This is a genomic window from Streptomyces sp. JLSY215 (assembly GCF_059682825.1).
Genome location: NZ_CM185022.1, coordinates 293,825 through 315,727, shown reverse-complemented (window position 1 = coordinate 315,727; position 21,903 = coordinate 293,825). Strand labels below are relative to the sequence as shown.

Sequence of the window (21,903 nt, the reverse complement as noted above, 5' to 3'; positions counted from 1 at the left end):
CTCCCGCGCCCTCAAGACGTGGGGGAGCACCAGACGCCGCGGCCTTTCCGACCCTGACCCATCGGGCAGGACCTGGACGAACCCCGCACCTATCTGTGCGAGCTCTTCATCACCTGGGCGTCTTTCCTGCGGGCCGTGACCCGTGGATGTACTGGTCGGCCCAGGCGCTGATGATGTGGGCGGCGCGCTGCGCCTGTCCTCGTGCGGTCAGCAGATGGTCCGCCCCTTCGAGCGAGACGAAGCTTCGCGGATGTCGTGCCTCGCGGAAGATCTCCCCGGCGTTGTCGATGTCGACGGTGTTGTCGGTCGGCGAATGCAGGACGAGCAGCGGCAGGTCCAACTCACGGATCCGGTCGCGCAGATGAGCGCGGCGGACGTCCTCGACGAAGGCGCGCTTGAGGACCAGGGTCCGCCCGCCGACGAACCACTCGTGCGACCCGTCACTGAGAACGCGGTCCACGACCGCGTCGTACTGCCGCTCGACGTGGCTGGGGTCGGAAGGCGCCCCGATCGTGGCGACCGCGCGGACGCCGGTCGCCGCGGCGAGGACGGCGGCGCCTCCCCACGAGTGCCCCACCAGCAGGTCCGCCGGAGTCCCTCGCTCCGCCATCAGGGCTGCCGCACGGACCGTGTCCTGGACCTTGACGGTGAAGGAACCGTCTCCCCAGTCGCCGTCGGAGTCCCCGATCCCGAGGTTGTCGTAGCGCAGCATGCCGATCCCCTCGCGGGCCAGCTGCTTGCTGACGCGCGAGGCGGCCGGCGAGTCCTTGCCGAGGGTGAATCCGTGCACGAAGATTCCCCAGCCCCGGATCTCGCCGTCCGGCAGGTCGATCGCCCCGGCCAGTTCGGGGCCGACGACGCTCTGGAATCTCACTTTTTCGCTCATGTTGCATTCACCTAGGCAGGGGCTGTTCGTGGGGCAGGGGGGACGAGGGCGACATCAGCCGGCGCGACGCGCGTGCGCGCGGTGCTTGTCGCGGTCGGCGCGTCAGACGGTCGGCTTCTGTGCGGAGGTCGGCTTGGTGGTGAGCAGTGCGGTGATCTCAGCGGCGAGGTGCGGGCCGAGCTCGCCCCAGCCGTCCTTGTAACCGTATACGCCGGCCAGGGTGCGGGCCTCGTAATCGCCGTTCATGATCTCGATGTCGGTGGCCGTGATGAGGGCCGGGTGGGCGACGCCGACGGCCGCCGAGACCTTCAGCAGCTCCCTGCGGAGGGTGCGCAGGTAGACCGCGGCCCGGGTGGCCTTCGAGGCCGGGTCGAGGCCGCGGGCCAGCCACGGGTTCTGGGTGGCGATGCCGGTGGGGCACTTGTCGGTGTGGCACTTCTGCGCCTGGATGCAGCCGATCGACAGCATCGCCTCACGGGCCACGTTGATCATGTCGGCACCCAGAGCGAAGGCGACCGCGGCGTTCTCGGGCAGGCCGAGCTTGCCGGAGCCGATGAAGGTCAGGTCGTCGGTCAGCCCCAGCTCGGCGAAGGCGCCGTAGACCCGCGAGAAGCCCATCCGGAAGGGCAGCGACACCGAGTCGGAGAAGGTCAGCGGCGCCGCCCCGGTGCCGCCCTCGCCACCGTCGATGGTCACGAAGTCGACACCACGGTCACCACGCGCCATCAGCGTGGCCAGCTCCTGCCAGAACTCCATCTCTCCCACCGCGCTCTTGACCCCGACCGGCAGACCGGTCTCGGTGGCGAGCAGTTCGACGAAGTCGAGCATCGAGTCGACGTCGCTGAACGCGGTGTGCCGCGACGGGGAGGCACAGTCCTCGCCGACCGGGATGCCGCGTATCTCGGCGATCTCCGGGGTCACCTTCGCGCCCGGCAGCATCCCGCCCAGCCCTGGCTTGGCGCCCTGGGAGAGCTTGATCTCTATCGCCTTGACCGGGGCGCCGGCGACCACGTCCTTGAGCTTGTCGATGTTGAAGCTGCCGTCCTCGTTGCGGCAGCCGAAGTAGGACGTACCGATCTGAAGGACGAGGTCGCCGCCGTTGCGGTGGTACGGGGAGAGGCCGCCCTCTCCCGTGTTCTGCATCGTGCCCGCCAGCGCCGCACCTTCGTTGAGCGCCGTGATCGCCGCACCGGAGAGCGATCCGAAGCTCATCGCCGAGATGTTCACCACGCTCGCCGGCCGGAAGGCCTTGGCGCGCCCGCGCGGCCCGCCCAGCACCTTGGCCGAGGGCAGTGGGGCCTGCGGGTCGTGCACGTCGGGCAGCGCGCCGGCGAACGTGCGCTGCTTCAGGTACGCATGCCCCTGCATGTGCTCGACGTCGTTGTCGGTGCCGAACCCGAAGTAGTTGTTCTCCCCCTTGGCCGACGCGTAGATCCAGGTGCGCTGGTCACGGCTGAACGGGCGCTCCTCGTCGTTGGACGTGACGATGTACTGCCGCAGCTCCGGCCCGATCGTCTCCAACAGGTACCGGGCGTGCCCGATCACCGGGAAGTTCCGGAGCAATGCGTGCTTCTTCTGGACAAGGTCACGAGCGGCCACCAGTGCCAGTGCCGTTGCGGTGGCCGTGGCGATGCTCCGGGCGCGCATGAACGTTCCTCTCCTCGATGCTCGACTCCATCGCCATGAGATGGACGTCGTCGTGTCGTGTCGGGCGTTGGGCGGCGGACGCGACCAAGCGGGGGCCGACGTCCGTCGGAGAACGCGAAATGATATTAGAGGCCCGCGCTGATGGGCACGGGGGCAGGGTCGTCGGATGCTCACCGGGCCGCGCCGAGACGGCCGGGAGGGCGCGGCTGCGCTCCCTCCCGGCCGTCGGTGACATCAGGAGCTGGGAAGCTCGGTGCGGACGGTGCGGGCGGCAGCGACCAGATTCTCCAGCGAAGCGCGGGTCTCGGGCCAGCCGCGGGTCTTCAGGCCGCAGTCCGGGTTGACCCAGAGGCGCTCGGCCGGGATGGCCTCAAGTCCCTTGCGCAGCAGGGCGGCTGCCTCGTCGGCGCTCGGGATGCGAGGGGAGTGGATGTCGTAGACACCGGGGCCGGCCTCGCGCGGGTAGCCGTGTGCGGCCAGCTCCCGGGCAACCTGCATGTGGGAGCGGGCGGCCTCCAGGCTGATGACGTCCGCGTCGAGATCGTCGATGGCCTGGACGATGTCGCCGAACTCGGCGTAGCACATGTGGGTGTGGATCTGCGTGCGGTCCTGTACACCGCCGGTGGTGAGGCGGAACGCCTCGGTGGCCCAGGCCAGGTACCCGGCGTGGTCCGCGGCCCGCAGCGGCAGCGTCTCACGCAGGGCGGGCTCGTCGACCTGGATGACGGACGTGCCCGCCGCTTCCAGGTCACCCACCTCGTCGCGCAGGGCGAGGGCGACCTGGCGGGCGGTGTCGCCCAGCGGCTGGTCGTCGCGGACGAAGGACCAGGCGAGCATGGTGACCGGGCCGGTGAGCATGCCCTTGACCGGGCGGTCGGTGAGCGACTGGGCGTAGGAGGTCCAGCGCACCGTCATCGGCTCGGGCCGGGAGATGTCGCCGGCCAGGACCGGCGGGCGGACGTAGCGGGTGCCGTAGGACTGCACCCAGCCGTGCTGGGTGGCGAGGTAGCCGGTGAGCTGCTCGGCGAAGTACTGCACCATGTCGTTGCGTTCGGGCTCGCCGTGCACCAGGACGTCGATGCCGGCCTTCTCCTGGAAGCCGAGGACGTCGCGGATCTCGGTCTTGATGCGCTCCTCGTAGCCGGCGGTGTCGATCCGTCCGGTCCGCAGGTCGGCGCGGGCGGTCCGCAGCGCGGTGGTCTGCGGGAAGGAGCCGATGGTGGTGGTCGGCAGCAGCGGGAGCCCGAGGTGCGCGCGCTGGGCTGTCGCGCGCTCGGCGTACGGCGCGGAGCGGCGGCCGTCGGCGTCGGCGACTGCGGCGGCACGAGCGCGCACGGCCGGGTCGTGGGTGATGGCGGAGTTCGCCCGGGAGGCCAGGTCGGCGCGGTTCGCAGCGAGTTCGGCGGCGATGGTGTCGGTCCCCTGCGCCAGGCCCCGTGCCAGGGTCACCAGCTCCGCGGTCTTCTGCTTGGCGAAGGCCAGCCAGCGGACGATCTGCGGGTCGATATCGCGCTCGACGGCAGCATCGAGCGGCACGTGCAGCAGCGAGCAGGAGGCGGCCACGTCGACCCGGTCGGCCAGGCCGAGCAGGGTGCCGAGGGTGGACAGCGACTTCTCCAGATCGTTGATCCAGATGTTCCGGCCGTTGACCACGCCCGCCACCAGGCGCTTGCCCGGCAGTCCGCCGACGGCCGCCAGCGCGTCGAGGTTGGCCGCGGCCGCGTCGGTGAAGTCGAGCGCCAGACCGTCCACCGGCGCCTTGGCCAGGACGGGCAAGGCGTCGCCCAGCCGGTCGAAGTACGAGGCGACCAGGAGCTTCGGGCGGTCGCTGAGGGTGCCCAGTTCGCGGTAGGCGCGGGCGGCGGCGCCCAGTTCGACCGGGGTGCGGTCCTGGACGAGGGCGGGCTCGTCGAGCTGCACCCACTCGGCGCCTGCCGCGCGCAGGTCGGCGAGGACCTCGGCGTAGACGGGCAGCAGCCGGTCGAGGAGGGTCAGCGGCTCGAAGTCGGCGGCCACGCCGGGGGCAGGCTTCGACAGCAGGAGGTAGGTGATCGGTCCGACGAGTACCGGCCGGGCGGTGAGGCCGAGCGCGAGGGCTTCCCCGAGCTCGGCGACCTGCTTGCCGGAGTCGGCGGTGAAGACGGTGTCCGGGCCCAGCTCGGGCACCAGGTAGTGGTAGTTGGTGTCGAACCACTTGGTCATCTCCAGCGGCGCCACGTCCTGCGTACCGCGCGCCATGGCGAAGTAGCCGTCGAGGGCGTCGGCCGCGACGGCGGCGCGGTGGCGGTCCGGGACAGCACCGACCATGACGCTGGTGTCCAGTACATGGTCGTAGAACGAGAAGTCACCGGTCGGCACCTCGTGGATGCCGGCGTCGGCCAGTTGCTGCCAGTGGGAGCGGCGCAGGGCTTGCGCGGTCTCCTTCAGGGAGTCGGCGGTGGCCTTGCCCTTCCAGTAGCCCTCGATGGCCTTCTTCAGTTCCCGATGCTGTCCCTGGCGGGGGTAGCCGTACACGGTGGCCCGTGCTGCCGCGGCTGCGGGCTTCGCTGTCACGGAACTCTCCTTCGCGAGATACGTTTCCTGAAAGTCCCGGAGACGGAACGAGGCACGCGAAGGGATGACGAACCGGACGGATCCACCGTGCGTTCGCGACGCACGTGTCCGCCAGGTATGTACGCCGACCCGCCCTCGAGGTCACCGGGATATCCGTGCACGCATGGGCGTGCTCGGACAACGGGCAGGTCTTCGGACTCGCGGGCGCGCCTGCCGGAGTGTTCCGGCGGGCACCTACTGGCCGTCGCTTCCCAGATCCATGGCCCGGATCCAGTGCGTATGACGGCGGTCGTTCCCACTCACCGCTGCGGGGCAGTCCCGGATTCTCACCGGGTTCCCTCTTACGACGCGGCCCGTCTGGCGGACGGGGCGAACCTGTTGCCCGGCCAGCTTAGAGGGTGGCGGCAGGGGCGGACACCTCGGTCAGCCGTTCCGCCGCATCCTGGCCGCCCGCCCGCCCGCCAGCCAGCCCGCCTGACCGAACGGCACGGCGTACGGGGGCGGCGCGCTTCGCGGCGAGAGCCCGCCACACCTGTTCCGCTCAGGGCCTGCCGCCCGAGGTGCGCAGGGTCAGGCGGCAGGCGTGCTCCTCGCCCTCGTGCAAGAAGGTGATCCTGATGTGTATCTTGCGTGCCGCCGCTGCCAGTGCCGGCTGGACCGAGATGCTGCCGCGGGTGTGGGTACGTCCGTCGGCCCCGTAGGCGCCACCCCAGTCCAGGTAGTCGTTGCCGACGTCGTCCGTTGCCTCGAGGGCCAGCAGTACGGGAGTGCCGCCTGTCGCGTCCGGCAGGGGTGGGGTGATCGTGTAGTAGAGGGTGAAGGAATCGTCCCGCGGTTCCAGACGGTGGACGGACAGCTCGTGCGCGCCGTTGATGATCTTCGCCGAGGCGAGGGGATCGGGGGCGCGGTATGCCTTCATGGTTCCTCGTTCGGGCGGTGCGGGCGGTGCGGGCGGTGGTCAAGCGGTGATGCCGGCAACGGGGCGGGCCGGCCGGCCGGTGAAGTAGTGGACGTACTCGTGCTCCAGGCGGAAGCCGGCGGTCCAGGCGAGGAGCCGGCTGGGGCGGTTGTCGCGGGAGCAGGTCCAGCTGGGGGTGTGGCCGCGGGCCGCGATATCTCTGCACAGTGCGGTGACGCAGGCCAGGGCGAGGCGCTGACGGCGGTATTCGGGGAGGGTCAGGCAGGCGATGTCCTCGTATCTGCTGCCACGGAAGTACGTACAGGCAAGTGCGAGGATACGGTCCTTGTGGAAGGCCGCCCAGCCGTGCCCGGAGGCGGCCAGACCGGCCGAGCCGCCCCAACTCGCATGGATCCAGGCGGCATCCGGGCCGAGCGCGGCGAGCGTCGGGGCGTCCTCGGATATCAGCCGGCGCACCGTCGCACCGTGCGGCGGGCGCGGATCCGACCCGGGGACGGGGCCGCGGTGGACGTACACCATGCGTTCCCACGGCAGGAGCAGATCGAAGGCGCTGCTCAGCAGCGGCAGGAAGCGGGCGGGGGCCTGTACGTAGTGGGCGGCGAACCTGGCGAGGGAGAGCGGTGCCAGGGCGGTCGGGTCACCGCGGAAGAGCACATGGTCGGCGCAGGCCACGGCGACGGCACGGGGTTCGACGGCGCGGTCGGCCCACCAGCTCCCGGCCGCCGAGACGCGTGCATGTTCCGTCAGCGCCGCAGCGCCGGGGGGAGCGGAGGCGAACCAAGCGGCGGGGGCCGGGAGTTGATGGTTCGGAGAGAGTTCGATCACGGTGTCTCCTGGAGCGGTCGCGGGGTGGCCCATCCGGGCAACCCCGCTCGGTGGTTCAGCTCTGTCCGGCCTTGCTGCCGTGGTTGGCCTGCTTCTTGCGGCGGGCCTTCTTCTTTCGGGCCCGCTTCGACATGGCCGTAAGGGCCTTTCGCTTGGTCCGGTGGTCGCCGTGCGGTGCTTCAGGCGTGGTGGCCGACCAGTTGGCCGGCGAGTTTGCTGAGGCGCTTGACGGTGCGGTCCTCGGTGGCCGCGGGCGCGGGGTCGACGCGCTGGTCGCGGTCGTAATAGGCGCCGTTGACGATCTCGGTGGCCGGATCGCACAGCCGCACCACGTGCGTGGCGCCCTCCGCCGCCGAGGCGCCCTCGAGGGCGTAGAGGGACATCAGGTCCGTTGCGCAGATGCCGGGGTGGACGGAGACCGCCGTCACCCGCGGGTCGGCCGCGAAGACGGTGAGGGCGAGCTGCGACTGCGCGTAGGCCGCGAGCCGGGAGTAGCGGCGGGCGCGGTTCGGGTCGCTCCACTGGATGGAGGCGGTGCGGTGCAGCGAGGAGGAGACGTTGATGACGCGGCCGCCCGGCTCGGTGGTGAGGGCGGGTTCGAGGAGGCAGGTCAGCAGGTAGTGCGCGAGGAAGTTGACCTGGAAGGCGATCTCGTTTCCGTCGGCGGTGAGGGTGTGCCGTTCGGGCGCGGCGATGGCGGCGTTGTTGACCAGGACGTCCAGGTGCGGGTGCTCGGCGACGATGCGCCGTGCCATGGCCTCGACCTCTTCCAGGCTGGTGAAGTCCGCGGCGAATCCGCACAGTTGGGAGCCGTCGACGCCGGTGGTGGCGATCATCTTGTCGGTTGCGGCCTGGGATTCTTCGGCGGTGCGGCCGTGCACGAGGACGGTGGCGCCGCGCTCGGCGAGCTGCCGGGCGGTCTCGAAGCCGATGCCGGAGGTGGCGCCGGTCACCAGGACCGTACGGGAGGAAAGCGAGGAGTCGGGCATGATCCATTCCAGGAAGCGAGACGGGCAGCCCGAACAGCCCCCGTCAGGGGCCGAGGGCGTGCAGAGAGACGAGAAGAGGGCGCCGGGTTCGGTTCACGGCGCCCTCGAAATGTGCAGGAGACGGTTCAGCGAGAAGCGGACGTCTCCGGGCAGCGCGGCGCACGACACGGAGCCACCGGATGAGGCGGACGGTCGAGATGGAGCCAGGCGCTGTTCACAACACCCATCAAATGCCCGGCCGCTCGCGGCCTCAAGAGTTCCGCTCTCCTCTTGACGGTCCTCTTATGAGAGGTGTTCTCGGCCGATGCACGCATCCATGCATGAGTGTCAGGGACCCGGGCTCGCCCGGCCGTGTCCAGGGGGGCTGCCGTGGCTCGGCCTCGGTTCGGTTGCGGGTGGGCTCCGTTCGCCGCCCGGTAGCAGTGGACGAGCGCGACTGCCATGGCGCCGTCGCCCACGCCCACGCCCGAGGCCACCCGGGTACCGCGTGGGTACGGGCCGATATCGGATGGCAAATCGGACGGCATATCGGATGGCAAATCGGACGGCATATCGGATGGCCTGTGATCCGGATGCCCTGATAGGCCGGGACGGGGCCTCAACGCCGCGCGTGGCGGATCTTCAACCGTCCGAACTCCATGGTCCCGGAGATGCGGATCCTCGGCCCGCCGGGGCGGGAGCGCCGCCGGGGCTTGTAGAGCGAGTCCTTCCACCCGGTGTGCAGATCCTCTGCGTCGACGATCGCGTCGCGAGGCACCGTGATCTTCGCCCTGCCGGTGCCGAGTTGCAACTCGATGTCGACCACCGGATGCTCGATGACCGCCCGGGACAGGTCCAAGTGCACCCTTCCGAATGCGGACTCGACCTTCAGGATCCGAGGTACCCGCCATACGCCGCGCCGCTGGATCCGTCCGCCGGCGGCGGCGATCGTGGACGTGGTGCCCGCAACCTCCTCGGGGAGCGAGGCCAGTGCCGACACGAGCTCGCTGTGCGTCTTGGCGATGAGCACCTGGTGGAGACGTTCGTCCAACTCCTCGTGCGGGATGTGCCCTTCGGTGTACGCCTCCTGCAGGCGCTGCACGGCCGTGTCGCGGTCGTCTTCTCTGATCAGTCGCGTCGGGTCTTCCGGCAGAGAGGTCACCGTTTCACTGTAGTGCTGCGCTGACGATGCGAACGCGCCAAGGTCCGTAGGGGGCAAGGCATCCGAGGGGAAGGCCGACCGCGCGTCATCATGGTCCTGATCGCCCCACCCGGCGACCCTGTGCGGTCACAGCACCGGCCGACGACGCCCACCGGACGGCCGACGACGAGGCGATCAGTTCGCCAACTCCCGTGTGTCGAGGGAGAGTTTCCACGCGTTGCGGCGGTGTACGGCATCGAGCGTGCGATGCAGGGGAGAGGGCGGCACGGTCAGTACCGGGCAGCGGGCGCGGGCGACACAGCAGCGGGCGACGGAGGGCCACAGCGCCCGGCGCAGCCGGCCGCGGGCTCCGGCCCCGCCCAGCAGCAGGGACTGTCCGCCGGCCGTGGAAAGGGGACGGCGTGTGCGGCTATTGCACCGGCCACCGCGGCCTTGAAGAGCACCAGACTGGTGGCGTCGTTGAAGAGGCTTTCGGACCGGACCAGCACCTGTATGCGCGGCGGCAGCGCGATCTTCCGTCCGAGGGCCGTTACCGCGACCGGGTCCGTGCCGGCCAGTACGGCGCCCAGGACGAACGCCATCGTGGTGCTGAGCGGGGTGACCGCGGCGGCGACGGCCCCCACGGCGGCCGCGGTGGCCAGCACCAGCCCGAAGGCGAGGACGGTCACCGGCCGCCACACCACCCGCAGTTCACGCCACGGGATCTCCTCGGCGGAGGCGTACAGCAGCGGCGGCAGCACGATCACGCTGATCATTTCGGGAGCCACCTGGACATCGGGGATCCAGGGCAGCAGGCCGACGAGTACGCCGCCGACGACCAGCAGCGAGGGGGCGGGTATACGCCAGTGGCGCGCGCCCGTGGCCACCAAGGTGGCGAACACGACGAGGAGGAGGATGGCAGTGAGGTCGGTCACGTACTCGTCTTTCGATGGCTTCGGCTAGAGCTGAACCGCCGCCGACCAGACTTCCCGGCACTCCGCAAGGAAACCTACCGGGTGTTGTCGGGCTACTGCCACGCCCTTAACGCTCCCCGGCGCCCGGCGACCCGGGATGCCGTTCCACCGGCCACCGATATGACGGGCCACGGGGCAGTGCCAGTGAGGCCAGTCCGCCTCTCGCCGTCCCGGGGGAGGGGCATCGGGTGCCGACACCTGCCCTGGCACACCGGCCAGGCGCGATCGCCGTCGAGCGGCTGCAGTTTTCCTGGACGGCCGCCTGGGCGTGCAAGGCGAGCGCGTGGATCACGGCACCGGCTGCTCGCTCTCCGCCGGCTCCCCTGCGGCCGCGGCCCGCAGGGAGAGGACCATGGTCAGACCGCCGCCGGGCGTGTCCTCCGTGGTGAGCGTGCCACCCATCGCCTCGGCCAGGCCCCGGGACAGTGCGAGTCCCAGTCCCAGGCCGGCGGTGTTGTCGTTGTCGCCCAGCCGCTGGAAGGGGACGAAGATCCGGTCCCGGTCCTCCGGGCGCAGCCCCGGCCCCCGGTCGATGACCCTCAGCTCGACCCGCCGGCCGAGGGAGCTGGCGCTGACCAGCACCCGTTGCTGCGGCGGTGAGTGCCGTACCGCGTTGGTCACCAGGTTGGCGATGACCCGCTCCAGCAGGGGCGGATCCGCGAAGACGTCGCCGGTCTCGTCCAGCCCCTGCGAGGCGACCGGCACCGCGGCCGCGGAGACGGTGTCGAGTGCCAGGGGGAGGACGTCGGCGAACGCCGTGGGCTGAAGGTGCAGCGTCAGGGCGCCGGCCCGGAGCCTGCTCATGTCGAGGAGGTTGTCCACCAGCCGGTTCAGCTTGGCCAGTGATTCCTCGGCCGTCGCCAGCAGTTCGGCCTGTTCCGCCGCGGAGAAGTCCACGTCCGTGCTGCGCAGTGAGCTGATGGCGGCCCGCCCGGCGGCCAGCGGCGTCCGCAGGTCATGGCTGACCGCGGCGAGCAGCGCCGTACGCATCCGGTCCGCCGCCTTGACCGGTTCGACCTCGGCGGCGGCTTCCGTGAGGCGGGCGTGGTCCAGGGCGGCGGCGAGGTGTGCCGCGAACGCGGTGAGCACCCGGTGTTCGGAGGCGGGTAGCGTGCGGCCGCGCAGGACGAGCACGCGGTCGGGGCCGGCCGGCACCTTCACCAGTCCGTCGCCGCCCTCGACGGCCTCGCTCTCCTGGTCCGCACGCGGGACGAGTTCGGCCGACTCCATACCGAAGGTCTCCCGGGTGCGCTCCAGGAGCATCGGCACCGCCTGGTCGCCGCGCAGGATGTTCCCGGCCATGGAGGAGAGGGTCTCCGCCTCCGCGGTGGCGCTCGCGGCACGCCGCGCCAGCCGGAGCGAGCGGTCGACGAGGGCGGCCACCGTGACGGCGACCACCACGAACACCGCGAGGGCGAGCGCGTTGTTGGGCTCGGTGATGGTGAACTGCCCACTCGGCGGGATGAAGTAGTAGTTCAGCAGCAGCGATGCGGTGAGCGAGGCGAGCAGCGCGGAGACCACACCGCCGAGGCAGGCCACGCCGATGACGGTGACCAGGAAGAGCAGCGCCTCGCTGGTCAGATTGAGCGTGCCGCGGGTGTTGGCGAGGACCGCGGTCAGCAGCAGGGGGAGGACGAGCCCGACCACCGGCCCCGCGAGGCGGCGCGAGCGAGGCAGCCGACGGCCGGGGACGGGCAGCCGCCGGCCGCGGCCGGCGCGTTCGTGGGTGACCATGTGGACGTCGATGTCGCCGGACAGCTCGACCGTGTCCTCGCCGATGCCGCGCGGTGCCACCAGACGGGACAGCCAGCTGCGGCGGCTCGTCCCCAGGACGAGCTGGGTGGCGTTCTCGGCCCGCGCGAAGTCCAGCAGCGCGGTGGGCACATGGTCCCCGACCACCGAGTGGTAGCTGCCACCGAGGCTCTCGACGAGGGCGCGCTGTTTCGCGAGGGCGGCGGGGGAGGCGTCGGCGAGGCCGTCGCTGCGGGCCACGTGGACGGCCAGCAGGTCGCCGCCGGAGGACCGGTCCGCGATCCGTTCCGCGCGGCGGATCAGCGTTTCGCCCTCCGGTCCGCCGGTGAGCGCCACCACGACGCGCTCGCGGGTCTCCCAGACGGTGCCGATGCCGTGCTCGGAACGGTACTTCTGCAAGGTCTCGTCCACCCGCCCGGCCACCCACAGGAGCGCCAGTTCCCGCAAGGCCGTGAGGTTGCCGACCCGGAAGTAGTGCGCGAGCGAGGCATCGACCTTCTCCGGCCGGTAGATGTTGCCGTGCGCCATCCGCCGGCGCAGCGCCTCGGCGGGCATGTCGACGAGCTCGATCTGGTGGGCGCGGCGGACGACTTCGTCGGGGACGGTCTCCCGCTGCGGGACGCCGGTGATCTTCTCCACCACGTCGTTGAGCGACTCCAGGTGCTGGATGTTGACGGTGGTCACGACGTCGATCCCGGCGGCCAGCAGCTCCTCGACGTCCTGCCATCGCTTGGCGTTGCGGCCGCCGGGGATGTTGGTGTGCGGCAGCTCGTCGACGAGCGCGACCGCGGGGCGGCGGTCGAGGACGGCGTCGAGATCCAGCTCGCTGAACGACGTGCCACGGTAGGCGCGGTGCTCCCGGGGCAGTATCTCCAGCCCTTCGAGCCTCTCCTCGGTGTGCGGCCGGCCGTGGCACTCGGCATACGCCACCACCACGTCCGTGCCGCGCCGGGCGCGGCGGCGTCCCTCGTCCAGCATCCGGTAGGTCTTGCCGACCCCCGGAGCCGCTCCGAGGAACACCTTGAGCTTTCCTGGCCGTACGCTGCCCGGCGTATCGGCTGCGACCACCCTCGGCGCCACCGAAGGCCCCTCCCTCACGTGTCCTGCACGGTCCCACGACGCCTGGTACTGCGAGCGGATCTCGGGCGGCCGAGCGGACATGGGTTGTCACCCATCGTCACATCAGCTCGGCAAGGGCGCGGTTGAGCTCGACGATGTTGACGTTTTCCTGACCCAGGAACCCAGCGTGCGCCCCTGGACGTGCCGGGAGACCAGCCGGGAGACCAGCCGGGCGACCGTCCCGGGGCCGATGCCGTCGAACGCGGCCACGGCCGCGCGGCGGTGCCGCACCGACCTGATCAGCCCGGGGTTGTCGGGGCCGAGCGTCGCGCAGCGCGATGGGGATCAGGGCGACGATGATGAGGGATTCCGGTTACCGAGCGGCCTGGTGCGAGGTGGCCCGGACGGAGCCGAGAAGGCCGAGTGCCTCGGCGCTCGGACTGCCGGATTCGGCCTGGTAGATGACGAGTTGCTGGCCCGGAGCGTCCCGTACGTCGAAGGCCTGGTAGGTGAGGGTCAGCGCGCCGACGTCCGGATGGAGGAAGTGCTTGGCGTCCTGGGTCTTGCCACGCACGGCGTGGGTGTTCCACAGGCGGGTGAAGTCGGCGCTGCGCTCGGTGAGGGCGCGGACGAGCTCCCGCAGCCGCGGGCTGTCCGGGTCGAGGCCGGCCGCCTGGCGCAGGTGGCCCACGACGGCCTGCGCCGCGCTGCTCCACCGGGTGTAGAACTGTCGACCTGCCGGATCGAGGAAGGTCATGTGGGCCAGATTGTCCGCCTGCTCGAAAGGTGAGTGCAGGGCCTCGGCCAGGGCGTTGGACGCCAGGACGTCCAAGGTCCGGTTGAGGACGAACGCCGGGGCGCCCGGGTAGCCGTCCATCAGCCGGCGCAGTGCGGGACTGACCCGGTCCGTGGTGTGGGCGAACTGGTTGCTCGGCGCCGTCCCGGCCAGCCGGTGCAGATGCGCGTGGGCGTCGGGGCCCAGTCGCAGGGCGCGGCCGAGTGCGTCGAGTACCTGCGCCGAGGGGTGGCGTTCGCGCCCCTGTTCCAGGCGGGTGTAGTAATCCGCGTTCACCCCGGCCAGGACGGCGACCTCCTCACGGCGCAGTCCGGTGACCCTGCGCACGCCGTAGCTCTCCATACCGACGTCCCGCGGCTGCAGGGCCGCCCTGCGTGCGCGGAGGAACTCGCCCAGATGGTTGTCGGTCATCTCCTCAGGCTAGGCCGCGGGGCCGGTGTGCTGCCTGGGTGCGGTGCACCCAGGCAGCACACGTCCTGGCCGGCGGTCCTCGACCTGACCAGACTCGGCCGGGCAGGACAGATGCGCACCCATGGAGACGGAGCCCGTCATGACGACGGGCCGCCCCCGGTGCCCGGCAGCCACATCGATCACGTCGACGACTCCGGGTTCACCGCGCCGGGCGACATCCGCGCCGGTGCGCTCCACCACGAGCACCTCGTGCTCCACAGAGAGGGAAAGATCGGGCATGACAGACACGGTCAAGGTCATTGCGGTCACCGGAGCTAGCAGCGGGATCGGAGAGGCGACCGCCCGCCGGCTCGCCGCCGACGGTCATCGCCTGCTCCTCGGAGCGCGGCGCACCGATCGGCTCGATGCGCTCACCCGAGAGATCACCACCGCGGGCGGCACCGTGGCGTTCCGGCGGCTGGACGTCACGGATGCGGCCGATGTCCGGGCCTTCGTATCCGCCGCCCGCGAGCGCTACGGCCGACTCGACGTGGTGGTCAACAACGCCGGGGTGATGCCGCTTTCGCCTTTGGAAGCGCTGAAGGTCGACGAGTGGGACCGGATGATCGATGTGAATGTGCGGGGAGTCCTGCACGGTATCGCCGCCGCCCTGCCCGCGATGCGCGCGCAGGGCGGCGGCCACTTTGTGAACATCGCGTCCGTCGGCGCGTACGAGGTCTCGCCCACCGCCGCCGTCTACTGCGCCACCAAATTCGCCGTGCGCGCGATCTCCGAAGGACTGCGCCAGGAGTCCACCGGGAACATCCGGGTCACCCTCGTCTCCCCGGGCGTGACCGAGTCCGAACTCGCCGACAGCATCTCCGACCCCGCTGCCAGGGAGGCCATGAAGACCTACCGCGCCGTGGCACTGCCGGCCGCCGCCATTGCGGACGCCATTGCCTACGCCCTTTCCCAGCCGCCGCAGGTCGACGTCAACGAAATCGTCGTCCGTCCCGCCGCAAGCGCCCAATGACCCCTTCCGGAAGGAACTGACGGAGAGACGTGCGGCCACTTCTGTCACCCGTGAGTCAGCGGCGAAGCCCGCGGGTGCGAGACAGCGGGAAGCGGTGGTCTCCGAACGGCGCGGCGCATCCATCGCGCGTCGTGCCGTGCACGGGTTCAAGGCATCTGCAGGTTCTTTAACGGTCTCTTGGCCCGCTCTGCCAGCGGGTTGCGGTGGATTGCAGAAAGCCCGCGTAAGGGATTCAACAAGAACGATCTTTCGTTGTGTGCGGTTTTTTCGACTGTGCCTAGACTCCAGTCTTGACCTTGATGCTTTGGGAACGGGGAGAAGGCCGCGTATGCCGAATGACGAGACGTTAGTTGAGCCTGTAGAAAAAGGGGCGCCGGAAAAGAGCTTTGAAACGCACGCGTCGGATATCAAGCGGGTCACGCAGAGTTTTCTTGAGGTGATGAGTTCGGGGGATAACGGGGCAATGGATTCCGCGTCCATCGACTTGTCCCGCCTCATGATGGAGTCGCTGGAACTCGTGCAGAACGTCGCTGATGCGATGGCTACCGCGGCGGACGCACCGGCGGATGCGGGCGGCGCCCCGGCGGCCGGGTCCGCGACCGGGCCCGCGCCCGGGTCCGGCGGGTGAGGGACGCCGTTCAGGCCGTCCGGGCGAGCCGGGGAGACGAGCGGTCAGGGCGGGTTCGGCGGTGTGATCCAGCTGAGCGAGCGCTCGACCGCCCGCTTCCAGTTCTCGTACTCCGACTGCCGCCGCCGGGGGTCCATATCCGGCGTCCACTGGGCGGCCCGGTGCCAGTTGCGGCGCAACACCTCCAGGTCGGGCCAGTAGCCGGCGGCGAGCCCGGCGGCGTAGGCGGCGCCCAAGGAGACCGTCTCGACGGCCATGGGGCGCACCACGGGCACGTCCAGCACGTCGGCCAGGATCTGCATGAGCAGATTGTCGGACGTCATACCGCCGTCCACCTTGAGCACCTTGAGGGCGAGCGAGGAGTCGGCGTTCATGGCGTCGACCACCTCCCGGGTCTGCCAGCCGGTGGCCTCCAGCACGGCCCGCGCCAGATGCTCCTTGGTGATGTACGAGGTGAGGCCGACGATGACCCCGCGGGCGTCGCTGCGCCAGTGCGGCGCGTACAGGCCGGAGAACGCCGGGACGATGTAGCAGCCGCCGTTGTCCTCGACGGCGCGGGCGAGGGTCTCGATCTCGGGGGCGGTGCTGATCAGCCCCAGCCGGTCGCGGAACCACTGGACCAGCGCGCCGGTGACGGCGATCGGGCCTTCGAGTGCGTAGACCGCGGGCTGGTCCTCGATCTTGTAGGCGACGGTGGTGAGCAGCCCGTGCCGGGACCTCACGAGGTCGGTGCCGGTGTTGAGCAGCAGGAAGCTGCCGGTTCCGTAGGTGCACTTCGCCTCGCCCCGGGCGAAGCAGGTCTGTCCGAACAGCGCCGCCTGCTGGTCACCGAGTGCCGCGGTGATGGGGACGCCCGGGAGGACGGAACGGGCGGCGCCGTAGGTCTCGGCCGAGGAGCGGATCTCCGGGAGCATCGGGCGGGGGACCCCGAAGAACTCCAGCAACTCCTCGTCCCAGTCGAGGGTGCTGATGTTCATGAGCATGGTGCGGCCGGCGTTGGTGACGTCGGTGAGGTGCATACCGCCGGCCGGTCCGCCGGTGAGGTTCCAGATCAGCCAGCTCTCCATCGTGCCGAACAGCACCTCGCCGTCCTCGGCGCGCTGCCGCAGCCCGTCGACGTGGTCGAACAGCCAGCGGATCTTGGGGGCGGAGAAGTACGTGGAAGGGGGCAGACAGCAGCGCCGGAGGAAGAACTCGTCCCCGGGCCGGTTTCTGAGCTCCTCGACCAGGGGGGCCGTACGGGTGTCCTGCCAGACGATCGCCCTGGCCAGCGGGGTGCCCGTACGCCGGTCCCACAGCACGGTCGTCTCGCGCTGGTTGGCGATCCCGATGGCGGCGACCTCATCGGGGCCGACAGCGGCGTCGGAGAGCGCCTGCGGCACCACCCGCTGGAGCGTGTGCCAGATCTCGACGGCGTCGTGCTCGACCCACCCGGGCTGGGGGAAGTGCTGCTGGTGTTCCCGCTGGGCGACCGATACCAGCCGCCCCTGGTGGTCGAACAGGATGCATCGGGTGGAGGTGGTGCCCTGGTCGATGGACATCACATACCGCTCAACCATGATCAGCCTTCCGTTGCGGTGCACAAGGGCGGCGGCGGGGCTCACCAGCGGGCGGCCCCCAGATCTCTGGAGATCGCCCGGGCCGCGTGGCGGACCTGGGTCACCAGGGCCGGCTGGGGAACCCCTTTGGAGTCGCAGATCCGCTCGACCGTGCCGGAGATGCCGATGGCGCCCACCACGAGGCCGCCGTGGCCCCGTATCGGCGCGGCAATGCCGGCCTCGTCCGTGATCATCTCTTGCACCTCGGCGGCCCACCCGAGCTCCCGGACCTCGGTGAGCGCCCGGGTGAGGCGCTCCGGGGCGACCAGGGTGTGCCGGGTGTACGCCTCCAGCCCGGCCTCCACGGCCGGCTCCAGGGGCACGCTGCCGAAGGCCAGCAGCACCTTGCCGAGCGAGGAGGCGTGCAGGGGCAGCAGCGCCCCCACGTCCAGGGTCTGGAGGGTGTCGTCGGGGCGGAAGACGTGGTGGACGATGAGCACCTGGCCCTCCAGGGGCGCCCCCAGGCGGACGGCCTCCCCGCTGCGGGCGGCCAGGGCGTCGGCCCAGTTGATGGAGCGGGACCGCAGCTCGTTCACGTCGAGGTAGCTGGTGCCCAGGTGCAGCAGCGCGGCCCCGAGCTGGTACTTTCCGGTCGCCGGGTCCTGCTCGACGAAGTCGAGGTTCTGCAGGGTGCGCAGAATGCCGTGGGTGGTGCCCTTCGCCAGCCCGAGCGACGCGGCCACCTCACCCAGCGCGAGCCGACGGGGTCCGCTGGCGAGCAAACGCAGAATTGCCGCCGCCCGTTCGATCGACTGGACCGGGCCGGCCATGAGGCAATCGTAGTCCCGCGGTCGGCATCTGCCAGCAGGGACAGCCCTCCGCGGGCGGGCGTTCGGTAATGCCGACCGGCGTTCATTGACCGCCTCCACCGTCCCCCATAGCGTCCCTCTCAAGCCCGGCGTCCAGCCGGTAGTGGCCTCGGAGGAGGCAGCATGACGGCACAGCTTGACGCGGTGGTTCGGGAGGCGGTCGAACATGTCTTTCCGCTGCCGCACATCCCCGAGGCCGTCCCGGTCGTACGCCGGCGGGCGAGTACGGTCCTGGCGGACTGGAACCTGGCCCCGGGCCTCGCCGAGGACGCGCTCCTCGTGATCTCGGAGCTGATCACCAATGCGGTCGTCCACGCCCTGCCGCCGGCGGTGCTGCGGCTGTCACGGGTCGTCGACGGGCGCAACGCCCTGCGGGTCGAGGTCACCGACGCGGGGCCCGCGGCGGCGGGCCGGCGGCCGGTCGTCGAGCCCCGCGTGGGCGAACGCGGCCGCGGACTCGGCATCGTCACCGCCCTGGCGGACGAGTGCGGCACGCGGGTCCATGCGGGCGGTATCACACGGTGGGCGGAGTTCCTCAGGGCGTGAGCCGGTAGGCCCCCAGCCTGCCCGCCGGGGCAACGCACGTACGACGAGGCGCGGTTCGATCCGGAGAGGGGCCGCGCGCAACCGGAGTGGGTGGGCCACCGGGACGGGCGGCGACTACGGGCGCCAGGCACCGCTCGCGGCCGCCGGGACCCGGTGCCGGGGTCATGCGAGGAGAACGGCGCGGGCCAGGAAGTGGCCGTCCGCGTCCTCGTACGCGTCCAGGTTCCAGCCCGTCGTCTCCAGGGCGGTGCGGAGGTTGTTCTCGGCGAGCAGGTCGTCGGGGGCGAGGGGATGGCCGTGGCGGGCGGCGCGTTCGGCGCGGCCGGAGGGGTGGAACAGGAGCAGGACGCCGTCCGGGGCGGTGACCCGGGCCCATTCGCGGAGGGCGGTGTGCGGGGCCGGGAGGTGGTCGAGGAGGCCGGCCGAGAAGATGCCGTCCACGGATGCGCCGGGCAGCGGGAGCCGGGTGCAGCCGGCCGACAGCAGGTAACCGTGGCGGGTGCGGCCGTGCCGGGCGGCGGCCGTCAGCATGGTCGTGGTGACGTCGATGCCGAGCACCTGGCCGGCGGGCCCGACCTGTGCCCGGAGCGCGGGCATGGCCCGCCCGGTGCCGCAGCCGAGGTCCACGGCCCGGCCGCCGGGAGCCAGCCGCATGCGCGAGACGGCCATCTCGTAGGCCGGGGTCTGGTAAGCGAAGCGCTCTTCCCAGGCGTTGGCCCGGCGGGTGAAGAAGGCCCGGGTGGCGGTGTGTTCGGCGCGGCCCGCCACAAGTACCGCGAACCGGCCCAGGAGTTGCTCGGCCCAGGGGTCGAGGGCGGGCCCGGCCGACGGCTCTCCATCCGCGCTGCCGTGCCGCGGGAGGCAACGCACGCCCCATGCGCTGGCGCCGATACGGAACGCCTGCTCCGGGTAGCCGTCGCAGGTGGCCAGCACGACCGTGTCGCCGGGCAGCTCCAGGGGGTCGGCCGCCGATTGCAGGCCGGGGGAAGGCCGGGTGGCCCCGGCGAAGACCGGGTCGGTACGGGCGGCGGGGGTGAGCTCCACCGTCCGGCCGTCGGCGGGCGCGCAGGAGCCGGCGGACGTGGCCACGCCCGTGGCCCTGGCCAGCAACCGGGTACCGGAGCCCAGGGCCAGCACGGGCACCTCGGCGGCGAGGGCCTCCCGTACGAGAGCCGGGCCGGGGGAGTCTGCGGGAAGGGCGTCGTCCGGTGCGGCGGACCGGGGGCTGCCCAGGATGATCAGGCCCTCGACCCCGCTGAGGTCGGCGGACGGCTCCTCGCCGTCCGTGAGCCGGACCGTTCGGGTTGCCAGACCCGCCGAGGCGAGCACCCTGCGTACGGTGAGCGGGGTTTCCGCGGAAGCGTGCCACATGACGACAACCGGCATTCATCGCTCCTCGTATTCGAGCCAGCTTGGCCATTTCGGATGGCATCTGGGAAAGGATGCGCCCATGAGGGGTGCATATGCCAGACCGTCTCCGTCTGTGGGATGCCGGGTGGTGCGGCGCAAGCCCGCGGCGGGCGAGCGGTCGGCGCGGCGGGTCCGGGAGCGACACCGGGCCGCTGCGTGCCGAACACCGCCATCGGTGAGGCGGGGTGACTCACGTCATGGCCTGGGCGAAGGACGGGTACAGGCGCCAACCTCCGCCTGTCGGACTTCGCCTCCGGCCGACCGGCGGGATCAGTGACGCGGCGGAGCGGGGGGTGAGGCGAAACCGGCCCTCGGCCCCGCGCGGTCATTGCTCGCTCAGGGCTTCTGGAAGCCTGCCTCCTGCAGGATTTTCTGGGCCTCGGGGGAGGAAAGCCACTTCACGAAGGCGTCCGCCGCGGCGGCGTGCTTCGCCGCCTTCAGCGTCGCGGCCGGGTAGGAGGCGACGGCATTTTGGTCGTCCGGAATCTCGACCGTGTCGACCCTCCCCTTGGCCGCGACCGCGTCCGTCTTGTAGACGAGTCCGGCGTCCGCCTCGCCCAGCTCCACCTTGGACAGCACGGCCCGCACGTTCGGCTCCTGCGAGACGGGCTTGACCGTGATTCCCTGCTTGTCGAGGATCTGCCGGCTGTAGCGGCCGGCGGGTACTTCGGGAGCCGCCAGGACGACCTTCAGCTTGGGGTCCGCCAGGTCCTTCAGGGAACCGATCTTGCGAGGATTGCCCGGCGCGGTCGCGATCACGAGCCGGTTCTTCGCGATCACGGTCGGATCGTTGGTCTCCGCTTCGAGGCCCTCCATGGTCTTGGTGTCCGCGGTGACCAGGGCGTCGGCGGGGGCGCCCTGTTTGACCTGGGACGCCAGCTCCTGCGACCCGGCGAAGGAGTACGTGACCTTCGTTCCCGGGTGCTCCTTCTCGTACGTCGCACCCGCGGTCTTGAACACATCGGTGAGGGAAGCCGCGGCGAGTACGGTCAGCCTCGCCGCCGGCACGCCACCCGACCCGGTCGTGGACGGGGCGGCGGACGGAGAGCTGCCGGCGCTGCCGCCGCAGGCTGCCAGGACGGGGACGAGAACGGCGCCGCCGAGGAGGCGGGCGGCGGCCCGGCGCCGTCCGGCGGTGTGAAAGGAGTGCATGGCGGGAGTTCTCCAGTTCGGTTATCCGTATCCCAGGTCCGGCTATCCGTATTCCACGCACATTCGATATGGGTCGTGGGAACGGTGCTGCATTTGCTACCCGCAAACGCTCGCGGACCCTCATCTGCAATTTGCCCACGCTGAGTCCACGACGGGGGTCGATCCGGTCAGACGGGGCGAAAGGTCCAGGTCAGGTGGGATCGCAGTCCTCGGGATCCGCGGTCTCTGGCTCTTCCTGAAATACGCCAGGAGGTTGCGGCCATTTGGCTGGCGAATGTGATGGGAGCGTTCCCGGTGCGTTTTTTCTTCCGGTACTGTCGGCTATGACGCAGGTCACAGAAGTGCTTTCCGTTTCGATTCCGACTTTGTGAGGCGTGTTTTCCATGAGCCTGTCCATCCGTAACCAGATCCCCGGCACCGTCATCGCGGTCACCGCCGGCGAGGCCATGGCGTCGGTGAAGGTGCGCCTGGCCGGTGGCCAGGACCTCACCGCCGCGATCACCACCGACGCTGTCAAGGACCTGGGGCTGGCCGAGGGATCCGCCGTCAAGGCGCTGGTGAAGTCCACCGAGGTCGCCCTTGCGACCGGGCCCGTCGAGGGCATCTCCATCCGCAACCAGCTCGCGGGCACCGTCACCGACGTCTCGACCGGTGGCGCCATGGGCTCGGTCAGGGTCTCCGTCGAGGGCGGCGAGCTGACCGCCGCGATCACCAAGGACGCCGTCGAGGCCCTCGGCCTGGTCTCCGGGACCTCCGTCGTCGCGCTGATGAAGTCGACCGAGGTCTCCCTCGCCGCCGCCTGATCATCGCCGCACCA

Annotated in this window: 19 protein-coding genes, 1 pseudogene and 1 riboswitch; of the genes and pseudogenes, 5 read left to right on the top strand and 15 right to left on the bottom strand. The window is 70.9% G+C overall.

Annotated elements, in window-relative coordinates; translation table 11 throughout:
- Window positions 1-109: 109 nt before the first annotated feature.
- The 11 genes and pseudogenes from AC5677_RS01580 to AC5677_RS01530 form a co-directional block, all read right to left on the bottom strand.
- Window positions 110-886, bottom strand: a complete 777-nt coding sequence (locus tag AC5677_RS01580) for an alpha/beta hydrolase family protein (protein ID WP_497193165.1) — start codon at window positions 884-886, stop codon at window positions 110-112.
- 102 nt (window positions 887-988) lie between these two features.
- Window positions 989-2,533, bottom strand: coding sequence for an FMN-binding glutamate synthase family protein (locus AC5677_RS01575; protein WP_497193164.1), 1,545 nt, complete (start codon window positions 2,531-2,533; stop codon window positions 989-991).
- Window positions 2,534-2,767: 234 nt separating this feature from the next.
- The gene (gene metE, locus AC5677_RS01570) at window positions 2,768-5,086 is read right to left on the bottom strand and encodes a 5-methyltetrahydropteroyltriglutamate--homocysteine S-methyltransferase (RefSeq protein WP_497193163.1); all 2,319 of its coding nucleotides are present in this window, start codon (window positions 5,084-5,086) and stop codon (window positions 2,768-2,770) included.
- Between the two features lie 166 nt (window positions 5,087-5,252).
- A riboswitch (cobalamin riboswitch) is annotated at window positions 5,253-5,480 on the bottom strand.
- Between the two features lie 147 nt (window positions 5,481-5,627).
- Entirely contained in the window at window positions 5,628-6,005 is a 378-nt protein-coding gene (locus AC5677_RS01565) for a hypothetical protein (RefSeq protein ID WP_497193162.1), read from the bottom strand.
- A 39-nt stretch (window positions 6,006-6,044) separates the two neighbouring features.
- On the bottom strand, window positions 6,045-6,830 hold the full coding sequence (locus tag AC5677_RS01560) for a GNAT family N-acetyltransferase (RefSeq protein ID WP_497193161.1): 786 nt from the start codon (window positions 6,828-6,830) through the stop codon (window positions 6,045-6,047).
- A gap of 55 nt (window positions 6,831-6,885) precedes the next feature.
- A complete protein-coding gene (locus tag AC5677_RS01555; RefSeq protein WP_497196946.1) occupies window positions 6,886-6,963 on the bottom strand; it encodes a 50S ribosomal protein bL37 in 78 nt (25 codons plus the stop codon).
- A 46-nt stretch (window positions 6,964-7,009) separates the two neighbouring features.
- A complete protein-coding gene (locus AC5677_RS01550) occupies window positions 7,010-7,819 on the bottom strand; it encodes an SDR family NAD(P)-dependent oxidoreductase (protein WP_497193160.1) in 810 nt (269 codons plus the stop codon).
- Between the two features lie 598 nt (window positions 7,820-8,417).
- A complete protein-coding gene (locus AC5677_RS01545) occupies window positions 8,418-8,960 on the bottom strand; it encodes a DUF1707 SHOCT-like domain-containing protein (RefSeq protein ID WP_497193159.1) in 543 nt (180 codons plus the stop codon).
- Window positions 8,961-9,305: 345 nt separating this feature from the next.
- A pseudogene (locus AC5677_RS01540) lies at window positions 9,306-9,874 on the bottom strand (cation:proton antiporter domain-containing protein); the annotation flags it as partial.
- Between the two features lie 327 nt (window positions 9,875-10,201).
- A complete protein-coding gene (locus AC5677_RS01535) occupies window positions 10,202-12,745 on the bottom strand; it encodes a sensor histidine kinase (RefSeq protein WP_497193158.1) in 2,544 nt (847 codons plus the stop codon).
- 352 nt (window positions 12,746-13,097) lie between these two features.
- Complete coding sequence (locus AC5677_RS01530) at window positions 13,098-13,931, bottom strand: helix-turn-helix transcriptional regulator (RefSeq protein ID WP_497193157.1); 834 nt, start codon at window positions 13,929-13,931, stop codon at window positions 13,098-13,100.
- On the opposite strand from AC5677_RS01530, the gene AC5677_RS01525 reads away from it, so the two are divergent.
- The 3 genes from AC5677_RS01525 (at window position 13,917) to AC5677_RS01515 (ending at window position 15,571) form a co-directional block, all read left to right on the top strand.
- Window positions 13,917-14,249 (top strand): Atu4866 domain-containing protein, encoded by a 333-nt coding sequence (locus AC5677_RS01525; protein WP_497193156.1) that lies wholly within the window; start codon window positions 13,917-13,919, stop codon window positions 14,247-14,249. The genes AC5677_RS01530 and AC5677_RS01525 overlap by 15 nt on opposite strands.
- On the top strand, window positions 14,209-14,943 hold the full coding sequence (locus AC5677_RS01520) for an SDR family oxidoreductase (RefSeq protein WP_497193155.1): 735 nt from the start codon (window positions 14,209-14,211) through the stop codon (window positions 14,941-14,943). Before AC5677_RS01525 ends, AC5677_RS01520 begins: the two co-directional genes overlap by 41 nt.
- A 328-nt stretch (window positions 14,944-15,271) precedes the next feature.
- Entirely contained in the window at window positions 15,272-15,571 is a 300-nt protein-coding gene (locus AC5677_RS01515) for a hypothetical protein (protein ID WP_497193154.1), read from the top strand.
- 44 nt (window positions 15,572-15,615) lie between these two features.
- Here the strand turns inward: AC5677_RS01515 and glpK are convergent, their stop codons facing one another.
- Window positions 15,616-17,130: a glycerol kinase GlpK gene (gene glpK / locus AC5677_RS01510; RefSeq protein WP_497193153.1), complete on the bottom strand. Its 1,515-nt coding sequence runs from the start codon at window positions 17,128-17,130 to the stop codon at window positions 15,616-15,618.
- Window positions 17,131-17,171: 41 nt separating this feature from the next.
- Window positions 17,172-17,939: an IclR family transcriptional regulator gene (locus tag AC5677_RS01505; RefSeq protein ID WP_497193152.1), complete on the bottom strand. Its 768-nt coding sequence runs from the start codon at window positions 17,937-17,939 to the stop codon at window positions 17,172-17,174.
- A 162-nt stretch (window positions 17,940-18,101) separates the two neighbouring features.
- On the opposite strand from AC5677_RS01505, the gene AC5677_RS01500 reads away from it, so the two are divergent.
- Window positions 18,102-18,524 carry an ATP-binding protein gene (locus tag AC5677_RS01500; RefSeq protein ID WP_497193151.1) on the top strand — a complete coding sequence of 141 codons (423 nt, stop codon included), beginning with the start codon at window positions 18,102-18,104 and terminating at the stop codon, window positions 18,522-18,524.
- A 162-nt stretch (window positions 18,525-18,686) separates the two neighbouring features.
- On the opposite strand, the gene AC5677_RS01495 is transcribed toward AC5677_RS01500, so the two are convergent.
- Together AC5677_RS01495 and modA are read right to left on the bottom strand one after the other, a co-directional pair.
- Window positions 18,687-19,910, bottom strand: coding sequence for a methyltransferase domain-containing protein (locus AC5677_RS01495; RefSeq protein WP_497193150.1), 1,224 nt, complete (start codon window positions 19,908-19,910; stop codon window positions 18,687-18,689).
- Between the two features lie 360 nt (window positions 19,911-20,270).
- Window positions 20,271-21,086 (bottom strand): molybdate ABC transporter substrate-binding protein, encoded by an 816-nt coding sequence (gene modA, locus AC5677_RS01490; RefSeq protein WP_497193149.1) that lies wholly within the window; start codon window positions 21,084-21,086, stop codon window positions 20,271-20,273.
- Window positions 21,087-21,469: 383 nt separating this feature from the next.
- Between modA and AC5677_RS01485 the strand changes: the two genes are divergently transcribed.
- A complete protein-coding gene (locus AC5677_RS01485; protein ID WP_497193148.1) occupies window positions 21,470-21,889 on the top strand; it encodes a TOBE domain-containing protein in 420 nt (139 codons plus the stop codon).
- Window positions 21,890-21,903: the final 14 nt, after the last annotated feature.